Origin of the sequence: Pontibacter pudoricolor (assembly GCF_010092985.1) — a bacterium.
In the GTDB taxonomy this organism is placed as follows: Bacteria; Bacteroidota; Bacteroidia; order Cytophagales; family Hymenobacteraceae; genus Pontibacter; species Pontibacter pudoricolor.
The window spans coordinates 1800315-1814081 of the sequence record NZ_CP048106.1; the positions used below are offsets into that span (position 1 = coordinate 1800315).

12 protein-coding genes are annotated in these 13767 nt (G+C 46.0%); 8 read left to right on the forward strand and 4 right to left on the reverse strand.

The features are described 5' to 3' along the window. The first annotated feature begins 198 nt into the window (after positions 1 to 198). Both GSQ66_RS07725 and GSQ66_RS07730 read left to right on the forward strand, forming a co-directional pair. Positions 199 to 1092 (forward strand): transglutaminase domain-containing protein, encoded by an 894-nt coding sequence (locus GSQ66_RS07725; RefSeq protein ID WP_162426937.1) that lies wholly within the window; start codon positions 199 to 201, stop codon positions 1090 to 1092. Between the two features lie 130 nt (positions 1093 to 1222). Then, the gene (locus tag GSQ66_RS07730) at positions 1223 to 2392 is read left to right on the forward strand and encodes a sigma-54-dependent transcriptional regulator (protein ID WP_162426938.1); all 1170 of its coding nucleotides are present in this window, start codon (positions 1223 to 1225) and stop codon (positions 2390 to 2392) included. Positions 2393 to 2445: 53 nt separating this feature from the next. Here GSQ66_RS07730 and GSQ66_RS07735 read toward each other — a convergent pair whose 3' ends face one another. Next, the gene (locus tag GSQ66_RS07735) at positions 2446 to 3366 is read right to left on the reverse strand and encodes a zinc-dependent peptidase (RefSeq protein WP_162426939.1); all 921 of its coding nucleotides are present in this window, start codon (positions 3364 to 3366) and stop codon (positions 2446 to 2448) included. A 34-nt stretch (positions 3367 to 3400) separates the two neighbouring features. Next, positions 3401 to 4393 (reverse strand): acyl-CoA synthetase family protein, encoded by a 993-nt coding sequence (locus GSQ66_RS07740; protein WP_162426940.1) that lies wholly within the window; start codon positions 4391 to 4393, stop codon positions 3401 to 3403. A 76-nt stretch (positions 4394 to 4469) separates the two neighbouring features. Between GSQ66_RS07740 and GSQ66_RS07745 the strand changes: the two genes are divergently transcribed. Next, the gene (locus GSQ66_RS07745) at positions 4470 to 5057 is read left to right on the forward strand and encodes a hypothetical protein (protein ID WP_162426941.1); all 588 of its coding nucleotides are present in this window, start codon (positions 4470 to 4472) and stop codon (positions 5055 to 5057) included. 79 nt (positions 5058 to 5136) lie between these two features. On the opposite strand, the gene GSQ66_RS07750 is transcribed toward GSQ66_RS07745, so the two are convergent. Then, positions 5137 to 7545, reverse strand: coding sequence for an alpha-ketoacid dehydrogenase subunit alpha/beta (locus tag GSQ66_RS07750; RefSeq protein WP_162426942.1), 2409 nt, complete (start codon positions 7543 to 7545; stop codon positions 5137 to 5139). A gap of 193 nt (positions 7546 to 7738) precedes the next feature. On the opposite strand from GSQ66_RS07750, the gene GSQ66_RS07755 reads away from it, so the two are divergent. The 3 genes from GSQ66_RS07755 to ald all read left to right on the forward strand — a co-directional run bounded on the left by GSQ66_RS07755 (position 7739) and on the right by ald (position 9852). Continuing rightward, the gene (locus tag GSQ66_RS07755; protein WP_238395864.1) at positions 7739 to 8266 is read left to right on the forward strand and encodes a DUF1573 domain-containing protein; all 528 of its coding nucleotides are present in this window, start codon (positions 7739 to 7741) and stop codon (positions 8264 to 8266) included. Between the two features lie 29 nt (positions 8267 to 8295). Continuing rightward, on the forward strand, positions 8296 to 8502 hold the full coding sequence (locus GSQ66_RS18940) for a hypothetical protein (RefSeq protein WP_238395865.1): 207 nt from the start codon (positions 8296 to 8298) through the stop codon (positions 8500 to 8502). Positions 8503 to 8739: 237 nt separating this feature from the next. After that, complete coding sequence (gene ald / locus GSQ66_RS07760; protein WP_162426943.1) at positions 8740 to 9852, forward strand: alanine dehydrogenase; 1113 nt, start codon at positions 8740 to 8742, stop codon at positions 9850 to 9852. An 898-nt stretch (positions 9853 to 10750) separates the two neighbouring features. Here the strand turns inward: ald and GSQ66_RS07765 are convergent. After that, positions 10751 to 11200: a type I restriction enzyme HsdR N-terminal domain-containing protein gene (locus GSQ66_RS07765; protein WP_162426944.1), complete on the reverse strand. Its 450-nt coding sequence runs from the start codon at positions 11198 to 11200 to the stop codon at positions 10751 to 10753. Between the two features lie 88 nt (positions 11201 to 11288). Between GSQ66_RS07765 and GSQ66_RS07770 the strand changes: the two genes are divergently transcribed. Both GSQ66_RS07770 and GSQ66_RS07775 read left to right on the forward strand, forming a co-directional pair. Then, positions 11289 to 12062 (forward strand): AMP nucleosidase, encoded by a 774-nt coding sequence (locus tag GSQ66_RS07770; protein WP_162426945.1) that lies wholly within the window; start codon positions 11289 to 11291, stop codon positions 12060 to 12062. A gap of 10 nt (positions 12063 to 12072) precedes the next feature. Next, on the forward strand, positions 12073 to 13734 hold the full coding sequence (locus GSQ66_RS07775) for an amidohydrolase (protein ID WP_162426946.1): 1662 nt from the start codon (positions 12073 to 12075) through the stop codon (positions 13732 to 13734). Positions 13735 to 13767: the final 33 nt, after the last annotated feature.

The window sequence follows — 13767 nt, forward strand, 5'->3', positions numbered from 1 at the left end:
AGTATAAATTTCTCTCCCTTCACTTAATTTATCTTTATAAAGAAAAAAATATTCCTTAACTTATGAACAAGCAGGGTGCAAAACAGAGAATTAAAAAGTTTGCGCCCGCCGGGAGTAATAAGGCCCGGATTTTGCGTTAGGAGAATACAAATACACTGGTAACCTCTAATTACCGGAATTTAGCGAGAGGGGAGATTTATGGCGCAGTTCTTACAACCTAAAATGGCAAAAGGATTTGCCTTGCGGTTTATTCAGATCATCATTGTGTTTCCGATGGCGGTGTTACTCAGCTTTTACATACCGCCTTACAAGTCAATGGATTATGAGTTGCACTTCTTGTTGTGGCTTTTGGTTTCAGCGGCTGTTTCGGTTATAGTTACCCGTATCAGTCCGAAATTAACGGTGTTTGCTTTCTTTACGATCATGGGGGTATTCCTTTACAATAGTACCTTCCCCAACTATACATTCGGCGATATTTACTCTGATTATAATGCTGCGCTGGTAAACATGACCAGCAACCCGCACAAAGTATCGTACTTTAAACCGGTTAAGGGTACTTATTTCCAGGAAGAACGTGTAAAGAACGCCATGCAGCCAACGCATCCAAAGCTGCGCAACTTTGCCGTAGAGAACTCTACCCGTTATTTCCACGACGAATATTACCGCAAGTATGGTAAGCTGACCCGTTATTTTTCACTGTTCAAACACATCCGTCTGAACTGGAAATATGTAAACGACCCGATAAATATGGACTACTACTCCCCGCCTGTTGAGAGTATGGAACTGCTGGCCGGCGACTGCGATGATTATGCGATCCTGATGGCCTCATCGGTGATGGCAATTGGCGGAGAAGCCCGAGTGGTTATTTCAGAAAGCCATATGTATACAGAAGTTAAGGTGGGCGAATCAAAAGACATTGACAAAGTGAGCCATGTGGTGCGCACCCTGTTTCCGGATGAGGTGAACAGTGGCAAAATACATTTCCACGAGACCAACGATGAGCTTTGGATCAATTTTGATTATACTGCACGCCACCCGGGCGGTTATTTCCTGGAGCCTGAACTTTATAGCGTAATCACATTTAAAAAATAACCTGATACTGTAGTCCAGATACTATAGCTATAGCTAAATCAGTTTTATACGCGTACAAGTGCAGCAGCCACCCTTGCCGGTGGCTGTTTTATTTTTTAATTTAGCCTGATAACATAAACCTATTCTACCTATGCCCAAAATTCTGATTATAGATGATGAGCGGGCCATCCGTAGTACCCTGAAAGAAATTCTGGAATTTGAGAATTACGCTGTTGACGAAGCCGAAGATGGTGAAAAGGGACTACAGCTCCTGAATAAAAGCAAGTACGATGTAGTGCTCTGCGACATAAAAATGCCGGGCATGGACGGACTGGAAGTGCTGGAAAAAGCCATGGAGGTTTCGCCGGATACGCCGTTCATCATGATTTCGGCACACGGAACGATTGATACGGCCGTGGAAGCCACTAAAAAAGGTGCCTACGATTTTCTGCAGAAACCACCGGACCTGAACCGTTTGCTGGTAACTGTACGTAACGCGCTGGATAAAGCCACACTGGTAACCGAAACCAAGATCCTGAAGAAGAAGATATCCAAAACCTACGAAATGGTGGGTACTTCGGGAGCGTTGGGTCGGGTAAAACAGGCGATTGAAAAAGTTGCCCCTACTGATGCCCGCGTGCTGATAACCGGACCAAACGGATCTGGCAAGGAACTGGTAGCACGCTCTATACACGAACACAGCAACCGCAGCAACGGACCATTGATAGAAGTAAACTGTGCGGCCATACCTAGCGAACTCATCGAAAGCGAACTGTTTGGCCACGAAAAAGGCTCGTTTACCTCGGCAGTTAAGCAACGTCTTGGCAAGTTTGAGCAGGCCAATGGCGGTACTTTGTTTCTGGATGAAGTGGGTGACATGAGCCTCTCGGCCCAGGCCAAAGTACTGCGCGCCTTGCAGGAGCATAAAATTACCCGTGTAGGCGGCGATAAAGATATACAGGTGGATGTGCGCGTAATTGCAGCAACCAATAAAAACCTGCTGGAAGAGATTGAGGCCAAGAACTTCCGCGAAGACTTGTACCATCGCCTGGGGGTTATCCTTATTCATGTACCGCCGCTTAACGAGCGCCGCGAAGATATTCCGGACCTGGTTGCTAAATTCCTGAACGACATAGCCAACGACTATGGTAACAAGCCTAAATCGATTGCTGCCGATGCCATGGAGTACCTGCAAGGACTGGACTGGCGGGGTAACGTGCGTGAGCTGCGCAACGTGGTAGAGCGCCTGGTAATTATGAGCGGAAACGAGATTACGTTAGAAGATGCCAAAGCTTATGCCCGACCGGTTGTAACTTATTAATAGTAAATGCTTAAAAGAAAAGCCGCAGGTTTATAGTTTAACCTGCGGCTTTTTTATGCAGCTGATTTTTTACTCAAACAGCAGTTCTTATACTTTTCGCCGCTTCCGCAAGGGCAAGCTTCGTTACGGCCTAACCGCTTCCCGTAAGGGTTTAATAATTCCCGGAAATTGAGACGGAACCTGCGCTTTGGGTTTTGCTGGAAAATTTTGGTTAACAGAACATAAAGTCTCGGATGGTTCTCGGCTAGCTTCTCAGGTTTCTCAAAAAAGTATTCGGTAACAACTGCAAAAAACTCGGCCTCGCTGGTGGCGCCATAGGCATCTATATCCGACTTCCCTTTCTTAATACTTTTAATCTTGCGGTACATCAGTTTCCGCCATGGTTCTACCCATTCATCAGGTAGATAGGCTTCCGGCACGCCGTCAATTTCTCCATCGGCCTGGTCAAGCATGTGAGCGAATTCGTGTATGCCTACATTCTTACGATCAGCCATATCATTAAAGCCCCGCTCCAGTGCTGGCTTAGATAAGGTAACATAGTGGTCGTTCTGGAACGGATTTACGCGGCCCAGCACTTCGGACACAGCCTCGCTGTCCTGATCTTGATACTTGTGTATACTCCCGGGAAATACAAATACTTCACCTAAGTTAGGATACTCCCAGTCCTGAAAACCAAAGATCGGGATAATGGCACTTGAGGCGACCAGTACCTTTATAAGGTCATCAATCTGAACGTCAATACCGGTAATGCGCTTTTCAGACAGAAACAATTGCACCATCTTCTCGAAACGCAGCTTTTCCTGGTCTGTTTTTAAGGTATGGTAAAAACCAACTCTATCGTTCAGTATTTTACGCCACTCCGCCGGGAAATCGGTTTTCAGAACTTTGCTCCTGTTACGCGACTTACGGGTTGCCCAACTATAGAAAAGCAGACAAACAGCAAGAACGATAACTATAAATACAACATATCCCATGGCAGGCTATAACGCAGTAACTGAAAGAAGGATGTTACACCACAAGCAGATTACACCCCCGGATATCTGAGTTATCAAAACGGCCCAGCACTTCAAAAGTACCTTCGGTGTGCATTCTGCCGATATCCTTTGTTTCGATAAAAGCACACGAGTCTATGTTAGCCAGGTCAATTACATTTATGCCGCCGCTTCTATGATGCGCACCAATATCAAAGGGATCGTTGAGGTCGCGGAGCAGGATTTGCATGGTTTGGCCGGGCTTAAAAATACCATCGCCCATGGAGTAGCCTTGTGAGAGCAGTTCTGTCATGCCATATTCTGAATGAATCTTATCTACACCAAAGCCTTTTTTAAGGAAACTATGCAGTTCTTCGCGCACCATTTCGCGGTGCCGCCCTTTCATGCCTCCGGTCTCCATTAAAGTTACGCCGCTAAAGCTATAGTTGCCTCTTAGTTCTTCGGCCCAATCCAGCAAGGCGTAGCTTACACCTATCAGCAATACTTTTTTGCCGCGACCCCGGGCTGCATCTATCGTTTGGTGGAGCTTTTTGCGGTTATGTAGATAGAATCCTTCTTCGCTTTGCCTGGTCTGATTTACAAAATAATCAACCATGGCTACCAGGCTGGAGCCACCCTGCTCTAAATAAGATGGTAACAGGGCCAGCACCACAAACTGCTCCAGCGGTCCGTAAAAATGCTCGAAAATATGCTTTGTAACATGGTTATACCAGGCAAGATCTGCAACGTAATGCTTGCTGCGCGTTTGCTGCGTGGTGCCGCTGCTCTGGAAAGTAACTTCGGGTTCAAAATTACCGGTTGCAACCTTTTGCTGCTTAAAGAACTCTATAGGTAAGAAAGGGATTTGTTCCAGGTTTTTTATCTGGCCCGGCTGGATGTTCAGATTTTGCAGGTATTCTTTGTAAACAACATTATATTGGGCCTGGTACCTGAAAAGCGACAGCGCCATTTGGGTAAAATCGGAAGGTTTCCCGAGTAACTGTTGTTTGAACTGTGCCTTAAAATCCATCAAATAAACTTATAACAAATCCTATATCTAATCGTTTGATTTAGTAAATTTAGCTTCATTTTTCTGATTTTCCTGTATGAACTATATGCTAAAGTATAGCCTCGCCTGTGTGGTGCTGGTGCTCGCTCTTGCCTCGTGCCGCAAAGAACCTAACTACCCTGATGAACCTCAGATCTCCTTTAAAAGGATAGAACAGGTTAGCCATGATGCTCTAGGAATTGAGAAAGACAGCCTATTCTTAATAGTTAAGTTTCAAGATGGCGATGGCAACCTGGGTCTAAGGCCACTTGTTAAAAACCCGCAAACAGATATTGACAGCCAAACACCTTTTAACGAGGGTTCGATCTACGAGAACAATTTCATTATTAAAGTGCTTAGAGCTAGGCCAGACGTTAATAATCCGGGGGAGCTAAATTTTGAAGAATTGCAGTTTCCTGATGGATTGAACTTAAACGGCCGCTTTCCGAGAATTAGTAATGATGACCGGGAAGAACCTTTGGAAGGTGAAATAAGGCTCGCGCTTGAAATAACTAACGAAAATGAGTTTTACTATGCTGTAGGTGATATAATTAAATTCGAAGTGTTTATTTATGATCGTACAACACCGGTACCGAACAAAAGCAATGTGATTGTATCTGAACCGATTACATTGTTTACAGAGTAGTTAACTCAACTATAGCAACAACTATAAAAAAGGCCCTGCAAATATAGCTGCAGGGCCTTTTTGTTTATAAAGCCTATACTTAGTAGATCGTTGGGAATGTTTTCGGATCAGCTTCGTGCATAATGTCGTAAACAGCTTCGAATACATCCTCTGTGTTTGGCTTAGAGAAGTAATCGCCATCAGAACCATATGGCGGACGGTGCGCCTGTGCTGCCAGGCACTGTGGCTTCGAGTCCAGCCATCTCCAGGCTCCCTGCTCGTCAACCACCTGCTGCATCATAAAGGCAGATGCGCCTCCTGGTACATCCTCATCGGTAAACAATACGCGGCTCGTTTTCTTGATAGAGTCGGTGATTACATGCTCGATATCGAAAGGTAACAGCGTCTGTACGTCAATCACTTCTGCTGAAATACCGAATTCCTCTAACTGGCGTGCTGCTTCCATTACAATGCGGCACATCGAGCCATAGGTAACTATAGTTACATCCGACCCTTCTTTCAGGATTTCCGGCTTGCCAAGCGGTACGGTAAATTCAGCAATGTTATTCGGAATGCGCTCTTTCAGTCTGTAACCGTTTAAGCACTCAATTACCAATGCCGGCTCATCCGCTTTCAGCAAGGTATTATAGAAACCTGCTGCCTGCGTCATGTCGCGCGGAACAAGCACGTGCATGCCCCGAATGCTGTTCAGAATCATACCGATCGGGGAACCTGAGTGCCAGATACCTTCCAGGCGGTGACCGCGGGTACGAACTATAAGCGGCGCCTTCTGACCACCTTTGGTACGGTACTGTAAACATGCTACGTCATCAGACAGGATCTGAATCGCATATAACAGGTAATCCAGGTACTGAATTTCAGTGATCGGGCGAAGACCGCGTAATGCGGCACCAATTCCCTGGCCAATGATGGTACACTCACGGATACCAGTATCGGTAACGCGCAGTTCGCCATACTTCTCCTGTAAGCCGGCAAAAGCCTGGTTTACATCGCCTATTTTACCCACGTCTTCGCCAATGGCAAACACGCGCGGGTCGCGGGCAAGTATCGCATCAAAGCAAGCCTGTAATACTTCGCGGCCGTCCACAACCGGAGAATTATCATCAAACTCAGCCTTTATTTCTTCAACTAATAAAGCAGATTCTTCAGACTGGCTGTATAAATAAGAGTTGAAACGATCGGCATTCTCGCCTATAGTTTGCTCCAGCCAACCTACCAGCTCGCGTTTAGCAGCGTTGCGCTCATCGCGTACATAACGCAGGGCCTTACGCACCGCTCTAACTGCATCGCTACGGATAGGCACCGTTACTTTGCGAAGCTCTTCTGTTATAGTTGCAATTTCAGTGATATGCTTGCTGTCAGCTGCCAGGTTATCCAGTAACTGAAGTGCTACAGCATGATCTTCTTTTATGCCTGCGTCAAAAGCATTCCAGGCATTGGTACGCGCCACACGAACAGCTTCTTTTGCTTCGTTCTCGATCTGGTCCAGTTGCTCGGTTGTAGAGATATCATTCGCCAGTATCCATTCGCGCATTTTTTTAAGGCAGTCGAAATCAGCCTCCCAGTCTAGTCTCTCTTTAGATTTGTAGCGTTCATGCGAACCTGAAGTAGAGTGGCCTTGTGGCTGCGTCACTTCTTCTACATGGATCAGAACCGGTACATGCTGCTCGCGGCAAACACGCACGGCTGTTTCATAGGTCTCGCAAAGGGCGGCGTAATCCCAGCCTTTTACTTTAAATATTTCGTAGCCCTGCTCCCCTTCTGCATTGCGCTGGAAACCGGCTAAAATTTCAGAGATACTTCCTTTGGTTGTCTGGTACTCAGCCGGCACCGAAATACCATAGCCATCGTCCCAAACCGAAACCAGCATCGGCACCTGCAGTACGCCGCCGGCATTTATGGCTTCAAAAAACATCCCTTCCGATGTTGAGGCATTGCCAATCGTTCCGAAAGCTACTTCGTTACCATTTACCGAAAATTGCTGTAAATGCTGTAATTCCGGGTTCTGGCGGTATAGTTTGGAGGCATAAGCCAGGCCAACGAGGCGCGGCATTTGCGAGGCAGTTGGCGAGATATCAGAGCTGGAGTTTTTCTGCTCCATGAGATTCTTCCAGTTACCTTCATCATCCAGGGAACGTGTGCCAAAGTGGCCGTTCATGGCGCGGCCGGCTGTAGATGGCTCGGCTTCTACATCGGTATGAGCATATAGTTGGGCAAAGTATTGCTGCAATGTAAGCTCGCCAATGGCAAACATAAAGGTCTGGTCGCGGTAGTAGCCCGAACGAAAATCGCCGTTCTGAAAAAACCTGGCCATAGCCAGCTGCGCTACTTCTTTACCATCTCCGAAGATACCGAACTTGGCTTTGCCCATGAACACTTCCTTGCGGCCTGCAAGGCTGGCGTGGCGGCTTTCCCAGGCTATGCGGTAATCCTGAAGTATTTCTTCAGCAGTTAATTTTTGAGTTATAGATACTTCAGCGGTTTGCATGTTATATCAGGATATACTTGTGGTATAATTTAGATCAAAAGTACAGAACATTAGCCTAAACTTCAAATTGGGCCCTTGCTTCGCTAAATTTGGCACGAAAGTGGAATCCCATTTGTAAAAGATTACTTATCTTTGTTTTGCTCTGAAAATAAAGAGCTGGCTTTTACGTTAATTTGCTTCTCAATTTTTTGAAATGAGAAAAAACATATACATTATTGCGTTACTAACTTTGCTACTGGTTAGTTTTGGTGCAAGCGCACAAGGCGAGCTTACGTTTGAAAAGGAAACGCATGACTTTGGCACGATTGCAGAAGGAACCTTAGCCAGTTATGAGTTTAAGGTAAAGAACGTGGGAGATCAGCCGGTGGTTATTTCAAATGTGCAGCCATCGTGCGGGTGCACTACTCCCGACTGGACCAAAACGCCTATTTTGCCTGGAAAAACAGGTGTTATAAAAGCCGTTTATAACAGCGCAAGCCGCCCGGGACCGTTCTATAAGTCGATTTTGGTTGTTTCAAATGGCAAAACGCCTAACACTACCATCTACATAAAAGGTGAAGTTGGGCCAAAAGATTTGAAAAACGGTTATACGCAGGAACAAAAACTGATGTCGCCGCGTTTGGCAGTTGGAAGCACAATTCATAGCTTTGGAAAACTTGAAAAAGGACAAAAAGCTACAGCTAAATTTATCATAAAAATACAGGTCGGCAGGACCTTGTAGTGCAGGGGGTACAGAGCAAATGCAACTGCGTGAGCTATAAAGTATCTAAGCCGGCAATAAAAGCAGGAGAACAGGCAGTTTTGGAACTTACATACATTCCGGTGATGTTAAAGGAGCAAAACGAGCAGGTAACTGTTCTTTCAAACGATATCGTAATGCCAAATCTCAGGCTAACATTAAAAGCAAATGTGGTTGAGAGCCTGGCTAACAGGAATATGTTAAGGGAAGGCGAATAGCCGGTACCTTTCAGATAGTTTTTTTCATAGTTTTATTTTGTACTAACGGCAGTGATTTTATCGCTGCCTTTTTTCATTTTATACCTTTCCGTTTCTTCATCCCCTATCGTTTCCGGTGCAATTCTATCGTTAGGCTGGCCTTCATATTTTCTATAAAAAATGTAGTTTTTATTACTTTCATAACCTGAAGTTAATGGTATATTTACGCAGCTTTTCCAAAACTAAATATAGAACGACATGATTATTGGTGTTCCAAAGGAAATTAAGAATAATGAAAACCGCGTAGGTGCAACGCCTGCAGGTGTAAATGAACTGGTGCGTAACGGCCATACCGTATATGTACAGGCTACTGCCGGCGAAGGCAGTGGTTTTGCTGACGAAGACTATGCAAATGCCGGCGCAACTATACTTCCAACTATAGCGGAGGTATATGCCATTGCTGAAATGATCGTTAAAGTTAAAGAACCGATCGAATCTGAATACAGTCTGATAAAAGACAACCAGTTGCTTTTCACGTACTTCCACTTTGCATCGCATGAGCCACTTACGAAGGCCATGATCGAGCGCAACGCGGTTTGCCTTGCTTACGAAACAGTGGAGCGTCCGGACAGAAGCCTTCCATTGTTAGTACCAATGTCAGAAGTTGCCGGCCGTATGTCTATCCAGGAAGGTGCCAAATACCTGGAGAAACCATTGAAGGGTCGTGGTATATTGTTGGGTGGCGTACCAGGTGTGCGTCCTGCCCAGGTGCTGATACTTGGTGGCGGTGTGGTAGGTACCAACGCCGCTAAAATGGCTGCCGGCATGGGTGCCGACGTTACGATCCTGGATACTAACCTGGCGCGCCTGCGTTACCTGGATGATGTACTTCCTGCAAACGTTACAACACAAATGTCTAACGGTTATGTGATCCGTGAGCTTGTTAAGACTCACGACCTGATCATTGGTGCCGTATTGATACCAGGTGCAAAAGCTCCGAACCTGATTACACGTGACATGCTGAAGACAATGAAGCCTGGTACCGTATTGGTTGACGTTGCTGTTGACCAGGGTGGTTGCATCGAGACATGTAAGCCTACTACACACGAGAATCCGACCTTTATTATTGACGATGTAGTGCATTATTGCGTGGCCAACATGCCGGGTGCAGTTCCTTTCACATCTACACAGGCACTTACAAACGCTACCTTACCGTACGTTGTTCAGGTTGCCAATAAAGGCTGGAAGCAAGCCTGCGCCACTAGCGAAGAGCTGAAAAAAGGCTTGAACGTTGTAAATGGCAAAGTAGTGTACAAAGCTGTAGCCGAAGCGTTCGGCTTAGAATATACTGATGTAAATACAGTGCTATAGTTTACTCAAATATTAAGTTGCAAACGCCTTCTGTGGTTTCCGCAGAAGGCGTTTTTGCTTTTGCCTGTATCGGTATTACCTCACCCCAGCCCACTCCTTTTATCGAGGGCCCCTACCCCAAAACAGGAGAGGGGGCTTGGCTATAGTTGGTGGCTATAGTTTCATAGTTGGTGTGGTCCAACCACCCCTTACCCCTACTTGTCTAAGGCGGGGAGCTGTGGATTACTTCTCCGTCAGTCATCCTGAAAGGATCTTGGACGAAGAGTAATAAGGCCTTGGCTATAGTTTTAGTTATCGTTTTTTAGTTTCCGTTTGTCATCCCCCTGCCCCCTTCGAAGGGGGACTTTCTGCTACTGCTTGCCCAACTGTCATTTCGACCAGCGGGAGAAAGCTGAGGTTGCTATAGTTGGTGTTATAGTTCTATAGTTACAGACCACGAGCAGGACAGGTTTACATGTCCCTACGAAACTATAACCACGATAAAGCGATGCAACTATGGCCTTTCAAACTATAGCAACTATAGCTATTGAACGGATCTCAGTCTTTGGGTTGAGCGCCTTGTAGATTTCCGGTGCCGTTAGGCATTTCGAGGTACGAGAAAAGGAAATGTACACCGCGCGATACCCTTATCGAGGGCCCCTACCCCCAAGACGGGGCCTCCCGGCCGTGAGGGCACCAAAGCCAACTATAGAACAATAGATAAGTAGAGCTCCCAGGATGAAAGAGTATTTGAAGAAAGGCTTGGTTCAAGTTGCAACTAGAGCTAACTATGGAACTCAGATTTCTCACGCTGTTCGAAATGACAAAAGAGAAACTATAGGACAATTAAGATGTCTCAGAGCTATACTGGCTCTTTTCGACTCGCGTCTCAAGAATGCTCGAAATGACAAAGGAAGAACTATAGTTTATTAAAAACCGGGATCTCCTGTAACGGCTGAAACTGGCGTGTTTCAAAATCAATCTGCCAGCAGTAATGCACTAATCCATTGGTAATTACTACAAATTTCGCTTTTATAGTCTGGTTATACACTGATACCTGCTTTACCACATCCTGCGTAACAGGCACGTAGGCAGCTTTACACTCGATCAGCATAAGCGGGTTTCCGGAATTATCGTATACACATAAATCCGTGCGTTTTTGCAGTTTGTTGTAGTTGGTGCCTCGTTCTATGCTGATCAGGCTTTTAGGATAGCCCAGGTTGTTAATCAAATAGTGCAGAAAGTGTTGGCGCACCCATTCCTCGGGCGTTAAAACTATATTCTTCCGGCGCAGTATATCAAAAATGAGATAATTCGCCCCGGATTTTGTAACTTTGTGATCAAATGGTGGCAGATTGAGTGCTTCCATGCTGCAATTTAACCATTTTCTGACGCTCCGCCCCGTAGCACCGGCTGCCAAGGCGGATTTTTTATATCTAATTGAATATATTTATTTTATGAAGACGAAAGAAGAGATCGTAAACGACTGGTTGCCCCGCTACACAGGCGTACCGCTCAATGAGTTTGGAGAATATATCCTGCTTACCAATTTTATAAATTATGTGCGCATGTTCGCCGACCGTTTTGAAGTAGAGATGAATGGTCTGGACAAGCCCATGCAGACAGCTACTGCCAATAACATTACCATCATTAACTTTGGTATGGGCAGCGCCATGGCGGCAACTGTAATGGATCTGTTATCTGCTATAAAGCCTAAAGCAGCTTTGTTTTTAGGTAAATGCGGTGGCCTGAAACGTAAAACGCAGATCGGTGACCTAATCCTTCCGATTGCGGCAATTCGTGGCGAAGGTACATCGGATGACTATTTACCTCCAGAAATCCCGGCATTGCCATCGTTCCGTTTGCAGCGAGCGGTGTCATCCATGATCAAAAAGCATGAGATGGACTACTGGACAGGCACTGTTTACACCACAAACCGCCGCGTGTGGGAGCATGACGAAGATTTCAAGGATTACCTGCGCCAGATTCGTGCTATGGGTATTGATATGGAAACGGCTACTATTTTTACAGTTGGTTTCATTAATGAGATTCCGCATGGTGCCTTATTGCTGGTTTCGGACAACCCGATGATACCGGAAGGTGTGAAAACATCTGCAAGTGATAAACTTGTAACAACTTCTTTTGTAGAAAAACACCTGAGTATAGGTATAGATTCTTTGATAGAACTTCAGAATTCAGGAGAGTCTGTAAAACACATGCGCTTCGAATAAAAGATCATACATGAAAAAAACCTTACGCACCTTTGCTGCAGCCATGCTGCTCAGCTCTACCCTGCTCAGCAGCTGTACCAGCACCCAAACAGCTACCGAAACCGCCGACCTTATCGTTTACAACGGTACGGTTTATACAGTTAATGACGCTTTCGATAAGGCCGAAGCCTTTGCTGTGAAAGATGGTAAGATTGTGGCTGTAGGCTCATCAGATGAGATCAGAAACAAGTATAAGGCCACCGAAACACTTGATGCAAAAGGGAAGGCTATTTACCCGGGCTTTAACGATGCTCATGCCCACTTTTACCGCTATGGTTTGTCGTTGCAGTCGGCAGATCTGGTAGGTACTGAGTCGTTTAAGGAAGTAGTGCAGAAGGTAACGCAACAGCGCGAAAAGTTCCCGGATACTGACTGGATTACCGGCCGCGGCTGGGACCAGAACGATTGGGCTGTCAAGGAATTCCCGACAAAAGACACACTGGATGCGCTTTTCCCGAATACACCGATCATCCTTACCCGCGTAGATGGGCACGCAGCTATAGTTAACCAGAAAGCGCTGGACTTAGCAGGTATAAAACCAACTACTAAAATGGTAGGTGGCCTTGTAGAAGTAGAGAACGGTAAAATGACCGGTATTCTTATTGACAATGCCATTGATCTGGTATCAGCTAAAATTCCGGAGCCCGATGTACAGGAGCAGCGCAAGGCGTTAGTTAACGCACAGCAGAACTGCTTCGCGGTTGGCCTGACCTCGCTGGCAGATGCAGGCCTTGATAAAAGTACTGCCGATCTGATGGATGCCATGCACAAAAGCGGCGACCTGCAGATGCGTGTGTACGTAATGCTGAACCCAACCAAACCGAACCTGGACTACTACCTGAAGAACGGCATCTATAAAACCGACAGGCTGAATGTGCGATCGTTTAAGATTTATGGTGATGGGGCTCTGGGCTCGCGTGGTGCAGCTTTAATAAAACCGTATCATGACAAAGCCGGACACTATGGTTTCCTGCTTGCTACTGAAAAAGAGTTCAGAGACATTGCCGCTACATTAGCAAAGTCTGACTTCCAGATGAACACACACGCTATCGGTGACTCTACCAACCGTCTGCTGCTGGATATTTATGGTGAAGCGCTGGGTGGTAAAAATGATAAACGATGGAGAATTGAGCACTCCCAGATCGTAAATCCTGCCGACATGGCTAAGTTTGGCAACTATAACATTGTGCCTTCAGTGCAGCCTACACATGCTACATCGGATATGTACTGGGCCGGCGACAGATTGGGTAAGGAGCGTATGCCGCATGCCTATCCGTTTAAAGAATTATTGCAGCAAAACGGCTGGCTCCCGCTGGGCAGCGATTTTCCGGTAGAGCATATTAACCCGCTTTACACGTTCCATGCAGCTGTTGCCCGCCAGGATGCCAAGAACTGGCCTGATGGTGGCTTTCAGATGGAGAATGCGCTTACGCGTGAGGAAGCACTCCGTGGCATGACGATCTGGGCAGCGAAAGCGGCTTTTGAAGAAAACGAAAAAGGAACTATAGAGCCAGGCAAGTTTGCTGATTTTGTGATTCTGGAAGATGACCTGATGACGGTTGCTCCCGAGAAGATGCGTGACCTGCAGGTGCTTTATACTTATGTAGATGGTAAGCTGGTTTACAAAAAGTAATCTTCAACTATAAACTATAGAAAATGCCGCTGC